Below are 19,661 nucleotides of genomic sequence, written 5' to 3'. Positions count from 1 at the left end.
ACGACCGGGCACCTCCCTTCTCGGGAAGGGGTGCCCGGTCGTCCCGTCCCCGATGACCTGCGCGTACCGTGCGTGCGGGTGGGGACGTACGTCCACCGCCCACTGTCCGTCGTCGCGAAAGGACGAGCCCCGTGCTCACGCCGTACGCAGCCCACTTCGACACGCCCGCCGGGTATCTCGACTTCGCTCGGTTCGGCCCGCCGTCGCGTGACGTCGTGGCAGCCACCGCGCGGGCGATGGAGGAGTCCGCACGCGCCGATCACACCACCGTGGACGGCCTGATGCGCGCGGAAGGCGTCGCCCGGGACAGGGCCGCGCGGCTCGCGGGCACCGACGCCGAGCACACCGTGCTGCTGCCCAACGCGTCCACCGGCCTGTTCCACGCCGCGCTCGGCGTCCGGGAGGGTGTGGTCCTCGCGCCGCGCACCGACTTCCCGGCCAACCACTACCCGTGGCGCCGCACCGCGGAGCTGGGCCGGGCCACGCCGCGCTGGATCGACCCGGCGCCCGGCGGCGGGGTGACCGCCGACCTGGTCAGCGCCGCGCTGACCGACGAGGTGGTCGCCGTGTCCGTCAGCGCGGTCGACTTCCGCACCGGTTTCCGCGTAGACCTGGCGGCGCTGCGCGAGGCGATCGGCCCGGACCGGCTGCTGATCGTCGACGCCATCCAGGCGTTCGGCGTGGCCGAACTGGCGTGGGACGCGGCCGACGTCGTGGTCGCGGGCGGCCAGAAGTGGCTCCGCGCGGGCTGGGCCACCGGCTTCGCCACGCTGTCCGACCGAGCGCTGGACGCCCTTGAGCCGGTCCTCACCGGCTGGACGGGCGTGGAGGACGTCGGTGTCTTCGACGGGGCGGAGCACCCGCCCGCCCCGGACGCGCGACGGTGGTCGATCACCCATCTCAGCCCGGTGACAGCCGCCGCTTTCGCGGCGGCGCTGGGCCTCGTCGAGCGGTACACCGTCGCGGCGATCGAGGGTGCGATCGCCACGCGCGTCGCCGAACTCACCGACGTCGTCGAGCGCTTCGGCGGTCGCGTGCTCTCCCCCGCCGACCCGGCCCGGCGCGCCGGCGTGCTCTCCTTCTCGCTGCCGGACCACGATCCCGCGCTCGTCGCGAAGGCGCTGCACGCCGAGGGTGTCACCCCGACCGTACGCGCCGACTCGCTCAGGCTCTCCCCGCACGCCTCGACCCCGCCGGAGGCGTCGGAGCGGGTCGCCGCCGCGTTGTCGTCACTGACGGCCCGACGACCTGAGGGCCCGACGGCCTGACCGCCTGGCGGCCTGAACCGGGTGGCCCCTGGCCGGGCGGGCTGTGGCTGACCGCGTCCGCTCCCGTACAGTCCGTGCTGCACGTGCTGTCAGCGCTGTCCGGTGCGAGTCCGCGCGGCCAGTCGCCCGTACGTGGTGCCCGTGCCCCGCAGGGTTCACGGCCGGGCATCTACGGTCGACCAGGAGACGGAACATGGACACCGAAGCCGGTCTCGGCTCCCTCCCGCAGCTCCCCGACGCGGGACGGCCGACCCCCGTCCCCGAGGCCGAGCCGGAAGTCGTGGAGCGCTGGCGGGCACAGGGCGGCGAGCTGGTCGATCTGCTGTCCGAGGTGCGCGCACGGGTCGGTGGCGTCGCCGCGTTCCGCCTAGGGCCGGCGCCCACCGTGCTGGTGACCGACCCGCAGGCGGTCCAGCACGTGCTCGCCCGCCGGCCGGAGCGGTACGTCAAGCGCTCCCACCGCGCCCGTCTGCTGGTCGGCGACGGCGTCCTGTCCGCCACGGGCGCGGCGTGGAAGGCGCAACGGCGCCTGCTGCAGGCCCAGTTCACCGGTACGGGAATGCGCCGCTACGAGCGGCGGATCGACGCGGCAGCGCGCACCACCGCCGACCGCTGGCGCGAGTACGCCCGCACCGGGCGGACGCTGGACGTCACGCAGGAGATGCGCCGCTTCGCCCTGGACGCCATCTGGCGCTCCCTCACCGGCCACGCCCTCGACGACGGCACGGAACGCGAACTCACCGCCGTGGAAGCCGTGGCGGCCGCCCTTCCGACGCTGCCGGCGGACGCATCCGACGCCCGGGACGCCGTCGCCGCCGATCTGGCCCGGATCGACGCGGTCGCCCGGCAGGCGATCGAGCGCGCCCGCGACGGATCGGCGGGCCCGGACGGCCCGGGCCTGCTGCACGTGCTGACCGACGCCGCCGCCGAGCGTCCCGAGTACACCGACCGTCTGATCCGCGACGAACTGGTCACCCTGCTGGTGGCCGGGCACGAGACCACCGCCACCACCCTGACCTGGCTCCACCTGCTCCTCGGCCGGCACCCGGGCGCCCGCGCCGACACGCTCGCCGCCGGAGGCGAAGGCTCCGAGCGACGCCGTCAGGCCGTTCAGGCCCTGATCCACGAGACGCTGCGGCTCTACCCGTCCGCCTGGATCCTCCCCCGCCACGCCGCCGAGTACGACGTCCTCGCGGGCCACACCGTCGAGGCGGGCACCGACATCCTGGTCTGCCCGTACCTGACCCACCGCGATCCCGAACTGTGGCCCGACCCGGAACGCTTCGACCCCCGGCGTTTCCTGACGCCGGGCGGACGGCCCACCCACCCGGGCGCCTACTTCCCGTTCGGCGTCGGCCCGCGCGCCTGCCTCGGCATGCAGTTCGCGCTCCGCGAGGCGACCGTGCTCCTCGAACACCTGCTTGCGTACACTCCGGCCTTCGAATCCGTCCCCGCGAAGGCTGAGTACGGCATCACCGTGCGCCCCGCCGGCCCCACCCCCGCGACCCTGCGCCCACCCCGCACCTGAGACGCCCCTCGCCGGCCGCCATCGACCGGCTGCCCTCAGTTCCCTCAGACCCCTCAGACGATGCCCGCCCGCTCCCGGCCCCGGCGCCGGTGCGGGCGGCGTCCGTTCCCGCTCGCCTCACACGGTCCGGCCGCGGTGTGTGCGGGGGGCGTAACCCCGCGCGCGCCCACGGCGTGACGGGCCGGTAATTCGATCTTCCTACGGTGCTGGACATGGGGCGCCGCGACGGGCGGCAGGGCCCCGAGCCCGGGGAGGCCGCGCAGGTCGGCGGCGCCCGGGACGGCACACACCGCGAGGCGGGGGTTCGGTGGCATCTGGCTCGAAGGACGGCGGCGTCCGCACGGTCTGCTCGTACTGCGGCGTCGGCTGCGGGATCGTCCTGGACGTGGCACGCGACCCCGCCGACGGCCGCCGCCGTGCCGTGAAGGCCTCCGGGGACAAGACGCACCCCACCAACTCCGGTCGCCTGTGCACCAAGGGCGCGACGAGCGCCGACATGATGGCCGCACCCGGGCGGGCGGCCAAGGCCCTGGTGCGTGCCGAACGCGGTGCCGAGCCGGTCGAGACGGATGTGCGGGAGGCCGTTTCGCAGGTCGCCGGCCGACTGCGGGCGATCCTGGACGAGCACGGGCCGGACGCCCTGTCCTTCTACGTCTCCGGGCAGATGTCCCTGGAGGCCCAGTACCTGGCGAACAAGCTGGCCAAGGGGTTCGTCCGGACGAGCCGGATCGAGTCGAACTCCCGGCTGTGCATGGCCTCGGCGGGCTCGGGCTACAAGTTGTCCCTCGGCGCGGACGGGCCGCCCGGCTCCTACCAGGACTTCGATCACGCGGACGTGTTCTTCGTGATCGGTGCCAACATGGCCGACTGCCACCCGATCCTCTTCCTGCGCATGATGGACCGGGTGAAGTCGGCCGGTGCCAAGCTGATCGTGGTGGACCCGCGGCGCACCGCCACGGCCGCCAAGGCCGACCTGTTCCTGCAGATCAGGCCCGGCACGGACCTCGCCCTGCTGAACGGCCTGCTGCACCTGCTGGTCGCCGACGGGCACGTCGACGAGGAGTTCGTGGCCGAGTTCACCGAGGGCTGGGAGGAGATGCCCGCGTTCCTCGCGGACTATCCGCCCGGGAAGGTCGCCGAGATCACCGGCGTGCCCGAGGACGACATCCGCCGGGCCGCGCGGTGGATCGGTGCGGCCGGCGCGTGGATGAGCTGCTGGACCATGGGGCTGAACCAGTCCACGCACGGCACCTGGAACACCAACGCCCTGGTCGATCTGCATCTGGCCACCGGCGCCATCTGCCGGCCCGGGGCCGGGCCCTTCTCCCTGACGGGCCAGCCCAACGCCATGGGCGGCCGCGAGATGGGCTACATGGGCCCCGGCCTGCCCGGGCAGCGCTCGGTCCTGGTCGACGAGGAGCGCGCCTTCGTCGAGGACCTGTGGGGCATCCCCGAGGGCTCACTGCGGACGGACGTGGGACACGGAACCATCGAGCTGTTCGAACGGATGGCCGCCGGCGACATCAAGGCGTGCTGGATCATCTGCACCAACCCGGTCGCCTCGGTCGCCAACCGCAGGACCGTCATCGCCGGTCTTGAGGCCGCCGAACTCGTCATCACCCAGGACGTGTTCACCGAGACGGAGACCAACGCCTACGCCGACGTCGTCCTGCCCGCGACCCTGTGGGCGGAGTCGGACGGCGTGATGATCAACTCGGAGCGCAACCTCACCCTCGTCCAGGGCGTCGTCGACCCGCCCGGACAGGCCCTGCCCGACTGGCAGTTGATCGCCCGGGTGGCCCGCGAGATGGGCTTCGCGGAGGCGTTCGACTACGCCTCCGCGGAAGAGGTCTTCGAGGAGCTGAAGCAGGCGTGGAATCCCGCGACCGGCTGGGACCTGCGCGGAGTCACCTACGACCGGCTGCGCACCACACCCGTCCAGTGGCCGGCCCCCACCGTCGACGGCCCGGACCGCAACCCGATCCGCTACCTCAACGACGGCGTCAGCCAGACCCTCCTGGAACGCGCGGACGGCACCCGTCCCCGACTGGCCTTCCCGACGGCGAGCGGACGCGCACGGTTCTACGCCCGCCCGCACCTGCCGCCGGCCGAACTCCCCGACGACGACTACCCGTTCATCCTGAACACCGGCCGTCTGCAGCACCAGTGGCACACGATGACCAAGACCGGCAAGGTCGCCAAACTCACCCGCCTCGACCCCGGGCCCTTCGTGGAGGTCCACCCCGAGGACGCCCGGGCGCTGGGCGTGGCCGAGGGCGACCACGTCGAGGTCGCCTCCCGCCGCGGACGTGCCGTGCTGCCCGCCGTCGTCACCGACCGCGTACGGCCGGGCACCTGCTTCGCGCCCTTCCACTGGAACGACCTGTTCGGCGAGTACCTCAGCATCAACGCTCTCACCAGCGACGCCGTCGACCCGATCTCCTTCCAGCCCGCGTTCAAGGCGTGCGCCGTCGCCCTGGCCAGGACGGCCGCCCCCCTCCCCGCGGCGGGCGGGAGCACGGGCACGGGTGCGCGCACCGAGCGGGAGGACGCCTCCGCGCATCCCACGCCCGTGAGTCCCGCCATGGTGCCCGTCCCCGCCGTCGCGGGAGCGGTCCCGGCGGACTCCCCCGTCCACGCGCTCGCCACCGTCCTCGGCATCACCGACCTCGTGCCCGCCCCTCTGGACGAATCCGAGCGCCGCTACCTCTCCGGCTACCTGTCCGGCCTGGCCCTGACCCCACCCGACGGGCACGTCCCCGTCCTGCCACCGGGCGCACCCTTCGCTCCAGAACACGCGCTGTGGGTGGACGGGGTCTTGGCCGGCATGTTCTCCCGCACGGCCACCGTCCCGCCCGTCCCGGCGCCTCGCCCCGGGGCCGCTCCGGCACCCGCGCCGACCGGAGCCCCGGCCGCGGCGCCGACCCGCGCGACCGCCGTGCCGACGCGCCGTCTGGTGATCCTGTGGGCCTCGCAGACCGGCAACGCCGAGGAGTTCGCCACCGGCGCCGCCGACCAGCTCGACCGGGCGGGTCTCACCCCCGAACTGCTTCCCATGGCCGACGCCACCCCGACGCTGCTCACGGCCGACGCGGACGTCCTCCTCGTCACGAGCACCTTCGGCGACGGCGAATCCCCGGACAACGGCGCCGACTTCTGGGCGGCCCTGGCCGCTCCCGGCGCCCCGCGCCTGGACGGCGTCCGGTACGCGGTCCTGGCCTTCGGCGACTCCTCCTACGACGACTTCTGCGGTCACGGCCGCCGCCTCGACGAACGCCTCGCGGCGCTGGGCGCCACCCGCCTCACCCCCCGCGCCGACTGCGAAACCGACTTCGAGGACACCGCGGAACGGTGGCTGAGCCAGGTCCTCACTTCTCTCGCCCCGGCCGAGGGCGAGAACGTGAGCGCGAACGCGAACGCGAACGCGAGTACGGACGCCAACGCGGACACGGGCACGGAGACGGACGCGCACGCCGACCACACGGGCGCTGCCCCGCATCCGCCCCGCCCCACCGCGCCAGGGTCCGCCGGATCCGGCCGCACCCACGCCGCGGCACCGTCCGGCTTCAGCAAGGCGTCACCGTTCGCCACCCTGCTCGTCGGCAACCGGCTGCTGAGCCTGCCCGGTTCCGCCAAGGAGGTACGGCAGTTCGCCTTCGACACCCGCGACGGTGAACTCGCCTACGACGCCGGGGACGCCCTGGGCGTGTGGCCGGTCAACAGCGCGGGACTCGTCACCGAATGGCTCGCCCTCACCGGACTCGACCCCGACGAGCCCGTGAGCCTCGGCGACGGCACGCCCCTCCCCCTCGAAGAGGCGCTGCGCACCCGTCTGGACATCTCCCGCATCACCACCGACCTGCTGAGGTTCGTCACCGAGCGGACGGGCAGCCACGACCTGAAGCGGCTGCTGCGGCCCGACAACAAGGACGCGCTCGCGCGGTGGAGCTGGGGCCGTCAGGCCGCCGACGTCATCGCCGGGTTCCCGGTCCGGGCCTCCGCCGCTGACTGGGCCTCGGTGCTCAAGCGTCTCCAGCCCCGCCTGTACTCCATCTCGTCGAGCCCGCTCGCCCATCCCGGCGAGGTGCGGCTCACGGTCTCCGTCGTCCGCTACACCAACGACCTGGGACGGGAGCGCAAGGGCGTGTGCTCGGCCTATCTCGCGGACAGCGCGGACGACGGCCCCGTGCAGGTGTTCGTGCGGCGCTCCCCGCACTTCCGGCCGCCCGCCGACCCCGCCACCCCCATGATCATGGTGGGGCCCGGCACCGGGGTCGCGCCCTTCATCGGCTTCCTGGAGGACCGCCGCGCCCGCGGCCACACCGGTCCCAACTGGCTCTTCTTCGGCGAACAGCGCCAGGCGACCGACTTCTACCACCGCGCGGACCTGGAGGCGTACCAGGCGTCCGGTCACCTCGACCGGCTCGACCTCGCCTTCTCCCGGGACCAGCGCAACAAGGTCTACGTGCAGGACCGGATGCGGGAGAACGGCGCCCGCCTGTGGCAGTGGCTCCAGGAGGGCGCGCACTTCTACGTCTGCGGCGACGCGGGCCGCATGGCCAAGGACGTGGACCGGGCGCTCAGGGACGTCGTCGCCGCGCACGGCGGGATGGAGGCCGACGAGGCCGCGCTGCACGTGCGGCGTCTGGCCGCGGACAAGCGCTACGTCCGCGACGTGTACTGACCCTCGGTCGGCGACGGGCACGGCCGCGGCCGTCCTGGCCACGCCCCGCCCCAGCCCCAGCCCCAGCCCCGCGTCCACGACGCGCAGGTCCCCGCGCCGCGTCGCACATCGCCCCGAAGATCACGCGCGTACGCTCGTGACCATGGTCGAGCATCGCATGGTCGAGGTGAACGGCGTCCGGCTGCACATCGCCGAGCAGGGCGACGGCCCGCTGGTGGTGCTCCTGCACGGCTTCCCCGAGTCGTGGCACTCCTGGCACCGCCAGTTCGGCCCGCTGGCCGAGGCCGGGTTCCGTGTGGTCGCCCCCGACCAGCGGGGCTACGGGCGCAGCGACCGTCCCGCGGACGTCGGGTCGTACACCATCCTGCACCTGGTCGGCGACGTGGTCGGGCTGATCCGGGCGCTGGGCGAGGAGAGGGCGTACGTGGTCGGGCACGACTGGGGCGCGCCGGTCGCCTGGCACACCGCGCTGCTGCGCCCGGACCTGGTGCTCGGGGTGGCGGGTCTGAGCGTCCCGCCACCGTTCCGGGGGACGCAGCCGCCGCTGGCCGCCATGGAGAAGAGGTTCGGCGGTCGCTTCTACTGGAACTATTTCGCCCGGCCCGGTGTCGCCGACGCGGAGTTCGGACGGGACCCGCGGACCGCGTTGCGGAAGTTCTTCCACTGGGCCTCCGGCGACGCTCCCGGCTCCGGCGAGGACAGGCAGCCGCTGGTCGACCCCGAGCGCGGCTGGCTCGCGACCATGCCGGAACCGGAGGCACAGCCGGAGTGGTTCACCGAGGAGGATCTGGACGCGTTGACCGAGGGCTTCTCCGAGGGCTTCACCGGCGCCCTGAACTGGTACCGCAACCTGGACCGCAACTGGGAGCTGACCGCTCCCTGGCACGGCGCGGTCGTCACCCCGCCTTCCTTGTACGTCTACGGCGACCGCGACCTGGTCCCCGCCTTCCCGGGCACGCCCGAACTCATCGCGCGCCTGCCCCGGTTGATGCCCGGCCTGCGGCGCGAGCCGGTGAAGCTGGCCGGCTGCGGGCACTGGACCCAGCAGGAGCGTCCGGACGAGGTGAACGCGGCCCTCATCGCCTTCCTCCGGTCCTGCACCTGAGAGGGCCCGGATGCCGGGTCAGGAACCGCCGGCCGGGGCCCACGGCTTCTCGGGAGGCTGCGGGGCCTCCAGGGCGCTGCGGAACATCTCCTTGAGGCTCTTGGGCGGAGCCTCCTTCTCCTCCGTCGAATGCACGAGCCGCGCCGTCGTCACCCGTATGTGGCACTCGCGGTGCCGCTGCCTGACGATCACCAGCCACTCGCCGTCCCGGGTGACCAGGGCGTGTCGCGCGGGCACGTCGCCGGGCTTCGCGTGCCGGGCGATCACCTGGGGCACGTAGTTCAGCGCCGCGTCCTCGGCCGCCGCGAGGGCCTGCGCCTCGTCCCCCTCGACGGGGTGGGTGCCCACCAGCATCCAGCGGTGCAGCTTGAGCTCCACACCGTCGGCGCGCTCGGTGAGCCGGGTGTCCTCCTCGATGAGGACGTACCACTCAGCAGTCATGGTCGGTGCCTGCTCTTCGTTCCAGGGCCTGGTGGGCCGACTAGCGGTCGTCCGGGCGCCGGCGGGGCCTCGCCTGTGCCGGTCTTCGACCGCGCTGGACAGCGTGTTTCCTGTCCGGCCCGTGAATCCTGCCATGTGGATCATGGATCTCGGCCACCAGGCCCCGGGCACCGGCCTGCCGCCGGGCGCGGGGACGTGCGTCAGAAGCGGGGCGCCTGCGGGGTGCGCCCCGGGGCGGGCACGACGCGCTGGTTCAGTCCCGGCCGCTGGTGACCCGACACCTCGCAGGTGACGTCCTTCGCCGGCAGCCGTCCGTCGCTCAGGTAGGCGTTGACGGCGCGGTCGGCGCAGGCCCGCGGGTCACCGGCGTACACGCCGTGGCCCTCGCCGCCCTTGACGTAGACCATGCGCGAGCCCTTGAGGGCGTGGTGCATGCCGAGGCCGCTGACCAGCGGTGTCTGGGGATCCCACTGGTTCTGGACGGTGAGCAGGCCGACGCCGGTGTCGACTTCGGTGACGGGCTCGGCCGGCCTGCCCCAGAACGCGCAGGGGGTGATGGTGGAGCCGAAGTCGCCGTAGAGGGGGTACTTGGCCCGGTCCCGGACGGCGTCGCGCCGGTACTGCTCCGGGTCACGCGGCCAGGCCGCGGTGTCCCCGCAGACCACGGTCCAGAAGACGGCGGTCTCGTTGTCCGCCGGAGGCCGCCCGGCGGCGGCCGCGAGCGGGTGCGGACCCCGCTGGGCGTCGGGCGCGGTTCGACGGGGGTGGGCCACGTGTCCGGCGGCCGACCTCTTCAGGTCCGCGACGACCTGGGCGGCATACTCGGGGCTGAAGAACTGGGCACGCAGGGAGGCCCGGATGCCGTCCCCGGTGAGTTTCTGCCCGTCGTAGTCGACGGGGGTGCGATCGGCCCGGGCGACGAGGTCCCAGAACGTCTTCCGCACCGCGGCCGGGGTGTCGCCCAGGCCGTAGGTCCGGTGGTGCCGGGCGGTCCACTTCGTCCAGCGGGCGAAGGCCGGCTCGGCACCCTCGGCCCACACCTGGATCATCCCGCGCCAGGCCCGAGCGGGGTCGACCGAGCTGTCCAGCACGAAGCGGTCGGTCCGCCCGGGGAACATCTGCGCGTAGACGGCGCCCAGGTACGTGCCGTACGAGTAGCCCAGATAGGAGAGCTTCCGCTCGCCCAGGACCGTGCGTATGACGTCCATGTCGCGGGCGGTGTTGCGCGTGGTGATGTGGCGAAGCCTGTCGCCGTTCCGCGCCCGGCACTTCTCGGCGACGGTCCGGGCCCACTTGACGTCGTGGTGGAACGTCGCCTGGCGGTAGGGGTGTTCGATGTTCTCCTCGGCGGCGCTGAGGCCACAGGTCACCGGGTTGCTGCGGCCCACGCCACGCGGGTCGAACCCGATGAGGTCGTACTGCTCCCGGACCTTTTCGGGCAGGGCGTCCTTCATCATGGTCGGCATGTCCAGGCCCTCACCGCCCGGGCCGCCGGGATTGAACAGGAGCACACCGCGCCGCTTGCCGGGAACGGCGGTCTTGACGCGGGAGACGGCCAGCTTGATCGTCCTGGCGCCGGGCCGGCCGTAGTCCAGCGGGACTTCGACCGTGGCGCACTGGAAGGCGGCGGACTGCGACACGTCGCATCTGTGCCAAGCCGGCCGCTGGTGAGCGAATCTCTGCAACGACGGTGCCGCGGACACCTGTTGCCGTGGCGCCGCGGATGCCTGCGCCGGGGCGAGGGCGGGGACCAGCGTCGCCGTGATGCCCACAGCGAGTAAGGGCGCCATGCGTCCTGTCCGCACGATGGCCGTTCCTTCCGTTCGACTTCCAGGTCTCCACGACCTTGTCGTGCGGCGGCGGCGTGCGAATCCTTCTGCGGGGCGGTCCTGCTACGACTCCGGACGGACACGGAAAGAGACGTCCGGAGGAGAACCGGAACGGTCTGATCGTCGTCCGCCCGGCGCAGTCGGGTGGTGTCCGGCCCTGGAGCGTGTGTCTTCGGCCGCAGACAGCCATGCACGGCCCCTGGCTCTGGCCGTCACCGCGGGGCAGGCCGGTGACGCGCCCGTTTTCGAGACGGTCATGGCCCGCATCCGGGTGCCCAGGACGGGCCCCGGCCGGCCCCGGACTCGCCCCCCAATGGTCTTGGCGGACCGCGCGTACTCATCCCGCGCGATCCGCTGCCAACGGAACGCCTTCCGGCCTCGCGTAAGAGAAGAGCTGCTCGCCCCGCGGCATCTTGAAGCGGTCGAGAGATCCGTTCAGCCGATGGTGAAGCGCTGGTTCTGGGCGCCTCGGTCGCAGCGGGCAGTGCGGTAGTAGCCGTTGTCCTGCTGGTAGAGGCAGCGGCCCGTGCCGACGCTTTGGAGCATGATGGCGCTGCGGGCGGCGGGCTGGACGGTGCGCCACTTCTGGTATGAGCCGCCGTTGCAGCGCAGGGGGTAGACGTCGCCCCGGTCATTGCTGTCGAGGCAGCGGCCCCAGAAGTTGTTCTTGAGAGTGGTGCTGGTGTTGAGGCGGCCGTTCCACTGCCACAGGAGGCTGCCGCGTCCGGTGTTGCAGCGGTCGCCCTTGAGGCCGGTATCGGAGGTCTCGCGCAGGCAGTCACCGTAGCGGTAGTTCGCGAAGCGGCTGGTGGCGGTGGCAGCCGAGGCGGCTGTGGGGGTGAGGAGGGGGAGGGCGAGGCCGGCTGCGGCGATGAGGGCGGCGAAGGCTTTCCGGGTCGGGCGGCGCACTGGGGGGTCTCCTTACCGTGGTTTTCAGAGGTACCTCGACAGGATCCCCGAACACCACCGCCTGCGCCGGAAAAATGGGCAAAAACCCCCGGATCGAGCCACTCATACCGGCCGATCCGGTCCGGGGACGGCACTCGGCCGATCACCGCGGCACGCTCGAGGCCATCGCGTGGAAGTACCGCACCAACTCGCCCTGGCGGGACCTCCCCGAGGAGCTCGGCTCGTTCCAGACGGCCCATAAGCGGTGATCAGGCGGGCCGTCGACGGCACGTGGGAGAAGATCTTCGCCGCCGTCCTCGCCGCAGCGGATGCCGTCGACGACATCGGCTGCACCGTAGTGATCACTAATCGGACAGACACATCCGATCAACTGACCAACTCATCAAAGAGACACGCTCTAGGCGTCCTTGTTGGCCTTCAGCTTCTGCCAGACCGTGCTGAGCGCGCGCAGGTCGTCCTCGTCGAGGAGGTCCGTGAACACCGGGGCGAGGCACGCGCGGCGGGTGGCGTCGGCCGCCTCGAAGAGCCGGCGTCCCTCGGGGGTGAGCGCGACCTCGACGGAGCGGGCGTCGCGGGTCGAGGGGGTGCGGGTGACGAGACCGCGTATCTGGAGGGCGTCGATGACGCGCGAGACCTGGCTGCGGCTGAGCATGGTGCTGTTGCCCAGCACCGAGGCCGGGACGGGGTCGGGGCTCGAGGCCAGCCAGAGCAGCACCTCGAACCAGGAGACCGGCAGGTCGTGCGCCTTGGACAGGGCGCGGTCCACGCGGTCCGTGAGGACGGTTCCGGCCCAGACCAGCCCGTAGAAGGCATGGTCGGCCACGGGCATCTCGGCCGGCGGGAGCTTCTTCTTCGGCATGCCCCCAGCCTAGCGGTTGCGTGTACACGCACGTAAGTGCATGATGGTGTGTGTACACGCACTTAAATGTGAAAGCAGGCTTCCCATGTCCTCCCAGTCCCCCAAGGTCGTCCTCATCACCGGCACCTCCTCCGGCATCGGCCTGGCCGCGGCGGTCGCCGCCGCACGCGCCGGCTGGACGACCGTCGCCACGCTGCGCGACCCCAGCCGCTCCGACGCCCTGCGCAAGGCCGCCGACGACGCGGGCGTGGAACTCGACATCCGCCGGCTCGACGTCACCGACGAGGCCTCGATCACGGCCGCGGTCGACGGGGTGCTGGCCGACTACGGCCACCTGGACGCCGTCGTCAACAACGCGGGCGCCGGACACCTCGGCACCCTGGAGAACGAGTCCGTGGCCGAGGTCCGGGGGGTCATGGAGGTCAACTTCTTCGGCGTGCTGAACGTCTCGAAGGCCGCGATGCCCCACCTGCGTGCCTCCGGCGGCCGGCTGATCACCGTCACCAGCGTCGGCGGCGTGATCGGGCAGCCCTTCAACGAGGCCTACTGCGCCGCCAAGTTCGCCGTCGAGGGGTACATGGAGTCCCTCGCCCCGGTGGCGGCGGCGCACGGCGTCTCCGTCACCGTGATCGAACCCGGCGCCGTGGCCACCGAGTTCGTGGCCAACGTGGGCGTCGACCTGGAGGGTGCCGTGGCGGCGGCCGGGATCTACGCGCCGCAGCTCGGCGCCTACCTGAACCGTACGGTGGGGCAGTTCCTCGACGGCGCGCAGACAGCCGAGGGCGCCGCCGAGTCGGTCCTCGAGGCGCTGACCGCGCAGCGGCCCGCCTTCCGCCTCCAGACCTCCGAGTGGGCCCGCGGCTTCGTCGGCACCAAGCTCTCCGACGTGGACGGCTCGGCGATCCTCGGCCTCACCGGCGGCTGGGTCGCCTGAGCCCGGGGCCGGCCCCACCCTGTACGCCACGCGGCCATCGGCCCCGCCCCCGGGCTCCCACCCCGTGGGCGGCCGTCGCGTCGGCAGTGGTCACTCGGTCACTTGGTCACTCGGTCACTTGTGCCAGAACAGGTGGTGCGTGACCTTGCCGCTCGGGCTGGGCACGACGTCGCGGTGGAAGCGGTCGAGCAGTTCCTCGGGCGACTCCCACAGCCGCGCCCCGGAGCCGAGCTTCATCGGCGAGACCGCCACGTGCAGGGTGTCGACGAGGTCGGCGTCGAGGAACTCCCGGATGGTGGTGGCCCCGCCCCCCAGCCGGATGTCCTTGCCCTGCGCCGCCTCCCGCGCCATGGCGAGGACCGTGGCCGGGTCGTCGTCGACGAAGTGGAACGTGGTGTCGGAGAGGGTGAACGAGGGGCGCTTGTGGTGGGTCATGACGAACACCGGAGTGTGGAACGGTGGCTCGTCGCCCCACCAGCCGAGCCACTCGTGGTCCTGCCACGGGCCGCGCTGCGGACCGAACTTGTTGCGTCCCATGATCTCGGCGCCGATGTGGTGGGAGAAGTCCCGCGTCAGGTAGTCGTCGAGACCGCGGCTGCCGCCGGGTTCGGTGCGATTGGGCCAGCTCGCCGTGGCGCCCGCCCAGGCGAACATCTCCCCGGGGTCGGCGTGCCCGAAGGGCCGCTCCAGGCTCTGGTTCTCGCCGGCGCCGTATCCGTCGCTGGAGACGTTGAAGTTCTGGACTCTCAGTAGCTGCTTCACCTGGCTCCTCCTGCGTGTTCCATGAAATGCAGACCGCCGGGACCAGGAAAACTCATCGCCGGGCCCATGTCCCGTCACGGGAGTGATGTCGGCGCGCCGGTCCACCGGCCGGGCACGGGGACGCACACGGGCACGACGGCGCGGAACGGCGCGGGAACAAGATCGGCTCCCGCACCGGCCCACCGCCCGGTCGTCACCGGGAGCCGGTCGTCACCGGTGGTGGTGGCCCAGCGTGAAGGGCTCGAAGGTATGGCTGAAGTACCAGGTGTCCTGGGCGATCCCGGAGCAGGAGTTGGCGCCGGCGGTGCCGACGCAGCCGCCGTTGTCCCGCTGGAGCGCCCAGAAGGACAGCGTGTCGATGCCCTTCTCCTCGGCCCACTTCTCCACCTTCACCGCGTCGTCGGTGGTGAAGGTCTCCTGGGGACCGAAGTCGTCGATGCCGGGCATCTCGGTCACGCCGATCATCCCCCACAGCTTGCCCGGGTGCCGCTTCGGGTAGAGGGCGGCGAGCTGGTCGTGCAGCCCGGCGGCGGCGCTCCTGGTGTCGGCCGCCATGTCGTGCCGGGCGCCGTCCCAGTAGTCGAAGGCCATGATGTTGACGACGTCCACGCGGGTGTGGTTGTCGACGGCGTTCTGCAGCAGCGCCACGCCGCTGGGCGCGAGTCCGGTGTTCGTCGTCGGCAGGGTGTACGAGAACTGCAGCTCGCGGCCGGTGCGCTCGGCCCAGCGCTCCGCCTTGGCGACGGCCTTGTTGCGGCGGTCGATCCCGGCGGTGTTGGTGATGGAGTCGGCCTCGATGTCGAGGTCGATCCGGGTGACGCCGTAGGTCTCGGCGAGGTTCTCGTAGACCGCGGCGATGGCGTCGACGCTGGTGCAGCTGTCGGCGAGTTCGGTGCCCGTGGTGTCGGCGCTGTAGCCGCCGAACGACGGGATGGCGTTGCCGCCCCGCGCCTGGAGCGCGGCGATGTCGTCACCGAAGGTCGCCTTGGCGATCGGCTGGGTCATGCTGCCGTTCCAGTACGCGGTGCACGAACCCGCCGCGGATGTCTGGAGGAAGGCCATCGTCAGGTACGTGTTGCCGGACTGAGCGGCGAGCGCCGCCGGGCTCTCACCGGTCCACGTCTCGACGTACGGCGCCGTCACATGGGCCGGCATGGGCCTGCCGGCGTGCGAGGACGTCTCCGGCGAGGCGTGCGCGCCCGTCCCGGCGAGGGCGACCAGCCCGGCCGACAGGGCGGTCGCGGTCACACCGGAGAGCAGGGCGTGCAAGGGGCGAGATCGTCTCATTGAAGCTCCCGTGGCGAAGAGGGCTGCTCGACCAGGGGCTCATATTTGGACTAGACCAATCCCACTGTCAAGACTCTTTACGGTTAACTGACCCAACGACAGGACCCTTGACCCCCGCCACCAACTCCCGTACGTTGCCATCGCATTGATGAATTGAATCGTTTCAGTTCCCTTCGAATGTCATGAGCACGCCACTCATGCCGCCCTCCCCTGTTCAGCCGCCCCGTCCTGCTTCGCCCGCCCTGTGTGAAGGAGAGCTCCGTTGGCCAGCCCGACCACACCCCCCACGCCGCCCAAGCCCCCCACAGCCGCCGCTCCGGCCTCCCCCGCCGCCCAACCCCCGGTCACCCGGCGCCACTTCCTCGGCACGGCGTCGGCGCTGGCGGCGGGCGCCGCCCTCGCCGCGGGCACCGTGGGCGCGCTCTCCGGCCGGGCCCAGGCCGCCGCACGCGCGCCGCACGCGGAGCCTGTCGGCCTGTCGACCGCGCACTGGATCTGGTATCCGGAAGGCGATCCGCGCACCGATGCCCCCGCCGGGCACCGCTACTTCCGCACACGGTTCACCGTCGCCGACGGCGCGGTGACCGACGCCCAGCTCGTCGTCACCGGTGACGACACGGTCGACGTGTGGCTCAACGGCACGCCCCTGGCCGGTTCCCCCAGAGTCGCCGACTCCTGGCGGAACGCCCTGTACGTGGACCTGAGATCCGCTCTGACGCCGGGCACCAACACCCTCGCGCTGGCCTGCCGCAACCAGGGCGGCCCCGCCGGTGTCATCGGGCGCGTGCGCGTCGTGGCCGCCGGCGGCACGACGGACGTCGTCACCGGCGCCGGCTGGACGGCGGGCAAGGACGTGCCCCAGGGCTGGGAGCAGCCCGGCTTCGGGGACGGCGCCTGGCCCGGCGCGCGGGACCTCGGCGCCTACGGGACCGCCCCCTGGTACACCCAGGTCGCCCCACCCGACGTGACGGCGCCGTCGCCGCTGAGCGTGGCCGCCGGCACCGTCGAGCACCGCACCAGGCCGCTCGGGATCGACTCGGCGCGGCCCCGGTTCGGCTGGCGGCTCGACTCGACGGCGCGGCAGCAGCGGCAGGCCGCCTACCAGCTCCAGGTGTCGTCCACGGCCGACGCAACCGGTGACCTGTGGGACAGCGGCCAGGTGGCGTCCGACCGGCAGCTCGACGTCGCCTACGCGGGCAGGCGGCTGACGAGCCTGACCCTCTGTCACTGGCGGGTGCGCGTCTGGGACACCCAGGGGCGGGTGAGCTCGTGGAGCGAGCCGCAGTGGTTCGAGACCGGGCTGCTCGCGGCGGCCGACGAGTGGCGGGCCGCGTTCATCGGCCTGGCCGCGGGGCCCGATCTGTCGGGCGCCGGGTGGATCTGGTATCCCGAGGGCGATCCGGCGGCCGGTGTACCCGCCGGTACCCGCTGCTTCCGCCGTTCCTTCTCCCTGACCGGCGCGCCCACGGGCGCGAGCCTCGTCGTCACCGGGGACGACACCGCGGACGTCTGGGTGAACGGCACGCTGGTGAGCACGTCGCCACGGGTGACCGACTCGTGGAGGAGCGCCGCCCTGGTCGACGTCACCGCGCACCTCACGGCCGGGACGAACACGATCGCCGTGGCCTGCCGGAACACCAGCCAGTCCCCGGCGGGACTGCTGGCGAAACTGACGGTGGCGGGCGGCCCGACCGTCGTCACCGACACGGCGTGGAAGGCGTCCCAGGACGCGCCGTCCGGCTGGCAGGCCCCCGGGTTCGACGACGGCCAGTGGCCCGCGGCGCGCGCGGCCGCGCCGTACGGCGACGGGCCGTGGGGGTCGAACGTGCGGATCGTGCGCCCGGCGCCGCTCCTGCGCAGACGGTTCACCGTGGCCAAGCCGGTGGCCTCGGCGCGGCTGCTGACCACGGCCCTGGGACTCCACGAGACGAGGCTCAACGGTACGAGGGTCGTCGACGACGTCCTGGCTCCCGGCTGGACCGACTACGCCAAGCGCGTGCAGTACCGGGTCCTCGACGTCACCGCGCAGATCCGGCAGGGTACGAACGCGCTCGCCGCCTGGCTGGGCAACGGCTGGTACTCCGGCGGTCTCGGCTTCGCCGGCAGTCAGCACTACGGCACCCAGCCCTGGTACGCGGCGCAACTGCACCTCACCTTCACCGACGGCACCACCCAGGTGGTCGCCACGGACGGCGACTGGAAGGTCGGCACCGGCGCCATCCGGGCGGACGACCTGTACAACGGCGAGACGTACGACGCCCGTCTGGACGTCGACGGCTGGGACGAGGCCGACTTCGACGACGGCGGCTGGGCGGCGGCGGCCGTCCGCGACGGAACCGCACCGCACCTCGTCGCCCAGGTGGACAACGGCGTCACCGTCCAGCACGAGTTCCGTCCCGTGGCGATCACCCAGCCGCAGCCAGGGGTGTGGATCTTCGACATGGGACAGAACTTCACCGGCCGCAACCGCATCGCGCTCGAAGGCGACGCGGGCACCACGGTGACGGTCCGGCACGGCGAGGTCCTGAACCCGGACGGCACGCTGTACACCACCAACCTGCGCGCGGCGCAGGCCACCGATCGCTTCACCCTCAAGGGCACCGGGCACACCGAGACGTACGAGCCGCGCTTCACCGTCCACGGCTACCGCTACGTCGAACTCACCGGTCTTCCGGCGGGGTTCCGGCCCGACGCCGACACCGTCACCGGGCGCGCGATGTGGACGGACGCCGCGCGGCCGGGCACGTTCGACACCTCGGACGCGCTGGTCAACCAGCTCCAGCACAACATCGTGTGGGGCGAGCGCGGCAACATGCTGTCGATCCCGACCGACTGTCCCCAGCGCGACGAACGGCTGGGCTGGACGGGCGACATCGCCGCCTTCTGCGCGACGTCCACCTTCAACCTGGACACCCACGCCTTCCTCGCCAAGTTCGCCGACGACCTGACGGACGCCCAGCAGGCCGACGGCGCCTTCACCGACGTCGCACCGGCCGTCATCAGCGGTTCCGGAACGGCCGGCTGGGGTGACGCGGGAGTGATCGTCCCGTACACGGTCTGGCAGCGGTTCGGCGATGTCGGCGTCGTCGACCGGCACTTCACGGCCATGGCACGCTGGGTCGACTACCTGCGCGGCACCGCCGGCAGCGATCTGATCCGCGACCGGCAGACCTTCGGCGACTGGCTCAACGTCAACGACAACACCGCCCAGAACCTCATCTGCACCGCGTACTTCGCGTGGTCGGCGCGGCTCGTCGCGCGCATGGCGGCGGCCACCGGCCGTACGTCCGAGGCCACTTCGTACGGGCGGCTGGCCGACCAGGTGGCGGCGGCCTTCACCGCGCGGTTCGTGGCGGACGACGGTACCGTCCGCGGCAACACCCAGACCGGCTATGTGCTGGCCCTGGCCTTCGAGTTGCTGCCGGCGTCCCTGGTCCAGCCGGCCGCGGACAAGCTGGCAGCGAAGGTCGCCGCCACGAACGGGCACCTCAGCGTCGGCTTCCTCGGCGTCGAGAACCTGCTGCCCGTCCTGGCGGACCACGGGCACGCCGACACCGCGTACCGGATCCTGCTCCAGCGCGGCTTCCCCGGCTGGGGCTACATGATCGAGCACGGGGCGACCACGATCTGGGAGCGCTGGGACGGCATCCGTACCGACGGCTCGTTCAACGACCCGGGCATGAACTCGTTCAACCACTACGGTCTCGGTTCGGTCGGCGACTTCCTCTACCGCCGCGTCGGCGGGCTCGCCCCGGCCGCCCCCGGCTACGCCTCCCTTCGCGTCGCACCGCGCCCCGGGGGCGGCCTGACCTCCGCGCGCACCACCTACGACACCGCCTACGGCACCGCGGCCAGCAGTTGGTCGATCGCCGGCGGGCAACTGCGGCTGGACGTCACGGTGCCGGTCAGCACCTTCGCGACCGTCACCGTGCCCACCTCACGGCCGGGGTCCGTCGTCGCCCCTGCCCAGGCCGTCCCGGCCGGGCCCGCGAGCTACCACCTGCCCGCCGGGAGCTACACGTTCACGGCGGACAGCTGACGGCGGACAGCCGGCG

Annotated in this window: 12 protein-coding genes and 2 pseudogenes; 8 read left to right on the top strand and 6 right to left on the bottom strand. The window is 72.5% G+C overall.

Going from position 1 to position 19,661, the window contains the following annotated elements; genetic code table 11:
* Positions 1-131 precede the first annotated feature (131 nt).
* The 4 genes from PV343_RS10725 to PV343_RS10710 all read left to right on the top strand — a co-directional run bounded on the left by PV343_RS10725 (position 132) and on the right by PV343_RS10710 (position 8,585).
* Complete coding sequence (locus PV343_RS10725; RefSeq protein WP_319146602.1) at positions 132-1,268, top strand: aminotransferase class V-fold PLP-dependent enzyme; 1,137 nt, start codon at positions 132-134, stop codon at positions 1,266-1,268.
* 193 nt (positions 1,269-1,461) lie between these two features.
* Entirely contained in the window at positions 1,462-2,796 is a 1,335-nt protein-coding gene (locus tag PV343_RS10720) for a cytochrome P450 (protein ID WP_319146601.1), read from the top strand.
* A gap of 307 nt (positions 2,797-3,103) precedes the next feature.
* Positions 3,104-7,480 (top strand): molybdopterin-dependent oxidoreductase, encoded by a 4,377-nt coding sequence (locus PV343_RS10715; RefSeq protein ID WP_319146600.1) that lies wholly within the window; start codon positions 3,104-3,106, stop codon positions 7,478-7,480.
* 142 nt (positions 7,481-7,622) lie between these two features.
* On the top strand, positions 7,623-8,585 hold the full coding sequence (locus PV343_RS10710; RefSeq protein WP_319146599.1) for an alpha/beta fold hydrolase: 963 nt from the start codon (positions 7,623-7,625) through the stop codon (positions 8,583-8,585).
* Between the two features lie 18 nt (positions 8,586-8,603).
* Here PV343_RS10710 and PV343_RS10705 read toward each other — a convergent pair whose 3' ends face one another.
* Positions 8,604-9,026 carry a hypothetical protein gene (locus PV343_RS10705; protein ID WP_319146598.1) on the bottom strand — a complete coding sequence of 141 codons (423 nt, stop codon included), beginning with the start codon at positions 9,024-9,026 and terminating at the stop codon, positions 8,604-8,606.
* A 200-nt stretch (positions 9,027-9,226) separates the two neighbouring features.
* A complete protein-coding gene (locus PV343_RS10700; protein WP_319146597.1) occupies positions 9,227-10,816 on the bottom strand; it encodes an alpha/beta hydrolase in 1,590 nt (529 codons plus the stop codon).
* A gap of 202 nt (positions 10,817-11,018) precedes the next feature.
* On the opposite strand from PV343_RS10700, the pseudogene PV343_RS10695 reads away from it, so the two are divergent.
* Positions 11,019-11,210, top strand: a pseudogene (locus tag PV343_RS10695) (IS5/IS1182 family transposase); the annotation flags it as partial.
* Positions 11,211-11,290: 80 nt separating this feature from the next.
* On the opposite strand, the gene PV343_RS10690 reads toward PV343_RS10695, so the two are convergent.
* On the bottom strand, positions 11,291-11,764 hold the full coding sequence (locus tag PV343_RS10690; protein ID WP_319146596.1) for an RICIN domain-containing protein: 474 nt from the start codon (positions 11,762-11,764) through the stop codon (positions 11,291-11,293).
* 74 nt (positions 11,765-11,838) lie between these two features.
* On the opposite strand from PV343_RS10690, the pseudogene PV343_RS10685 reads away from it, so the two are divergent.
* Positions 11,839-12,087 (top strand): annotated as a pseudogene (locus PV343_RS10685) (transposase); the annotation flags it as partial.
* A 74-nt stretch (positions 12,088-12,161) separates the two neighbouring features.
* On the opposite strand, the gene PV343_RS10680 reads toward PV343_RS10685, so the two are convergent.
* Entirely contained in the window at positions 12,162-12,623 is a 462-nt protein-coding gene (locus tag PV343_RS10680) for a MarR family winged helix-turn-helix transcriptional regulator (RefSeq protein WP_319146595.1), read from the bottom strand.
* 85 nt (positions 12,624-12,708) lie between these two features.
* Between PV343_RS10680 and PV343_RS10675 the strand changes: the two genes are divergently transcribed.
* Positions 12,709-13,557: an SDR family oxidoreductase gene (locus PV343_RS10675; protein ID WP_319146594.1), complete on the top strand. Its 849-nt coding sequence runs from the start codon at positions 12,709-12,711 to the stop codon at positions 13,555-13,557.
* 114 nt (positions 13,558-13,671) lie between these two features.
* Here the strand turns inward: PV343_RS10675 and PV343_RS10670 are convergent, their stop codons facing one another.
* Together PV343_RS10670 and PV343_RS10665 are read right to left on the bottom strand one after the other, a co-directional pair.
* A complete protein-coding gene (locus PV343_RS10670; RefSeq protein WP_319146593.1) occupies positions 13,672-14,319 on the bottom strand; it encodes a dihydrofolate reductase family protein in 648 nt (215 codons plus the stop codon).
* Between the two features lie 210 nt (positions 14,320-14,529).
* Complete coding sequence (locus PV343_RS10665; RefSeq protein ID WP_319146592.1) at positions 14,530-15,606, bottom strand: chitinase; 1,077 nt, start codon at positions 15,604-15,606, stop codon at positions 14,530-14,532.
* A 262-nt stretch (positions 15,607-15,868) separates the two neighbouring features.
* Here PV343_RS10665 and PV343_RS10660 point away from each other — a divergent pair, with 262 nt between their 5' ends.
* Positions 15,869-19,645 (top strand): family 78 glycoside hydrolase catalytic domain, encoded by a 3,777-nt coding sequence (locus tag PV343_RS10660; RefSeq protein ID WP_319146591.1) that lies wholly within the window; start codon positions 15,869-15,871, stop codon positions 19,643-19,645.
* The last annotated feature ends 16 nt before the right edge of the window (positions 19,646-19,661 follow it).

Origin of the sequence: Streptomyces sp. WI03-4A (assembly GCF_033792105.1) — a bacterium.
GTDB lineage: Bacteria > Actinomycetota > Actinomycetes > Streptomycetales > Streptomycetaceae > Streptomyces > Streptomyces collinus_A.
This window is presented reverse-complemented; position numbering and strand designations above follow the sequence as displayed.

Excerpts from the sequence above, each read along its gene's own strand:
- PV343_RS10720 (WP_319146601.1), top strand. The coding sequence starts at position 1,462 with ATGGACACCGAAGCCGGTCTCGGCTCCCTCCCGCAGCTCCCCGACGCG.
- PV343_RS10710 (WP_319146599.1), top strand. The coding sequence starts at position 7,623 with ATGGTCGAGCATCGCATGGTCGAGGTGAACGGCGTCCGGCTGCACATC.
- PV343_RS10705 (WP_319146598.1), bottom strand. The coding sequence starts at position 9,026 with ATGACTGCTGAGTGGTACGTCCTCATCGAGGAGGACACCCGGCTCACC.
- PV343_RS10700 (WP_319146597.1), bottom strand. The coding sequence starts at position 10,816 with ATGGCGCCCTTACTCGCTGTGGGCATCACGGCGACGCTGGTCCCCGCC.
- PV343_RS10680 (WP_319146595.1), bottom strand. The coding sequence starts at position 12,623 with ATGCCGAAGAAGAAGCTCCCGCCGGCCGAGATGCCCGTGGCCGACCAT.
- PV343_RS10675 (WP_319146594.1), top strand. The coding sequence starts at position 12,709 with ATGTCCTCCCAGTCCCCCAAGGTCGTCCTCATCACCGGCACCTCCTCC.
- PV343_RS10665 (WP_319146592.1), bottom strand. The coding sequence starts at position 15,606 with ATGAGACGATCTCGCCCCTTGCACGCCCTGCTCTCCGGTGTGACCGCG.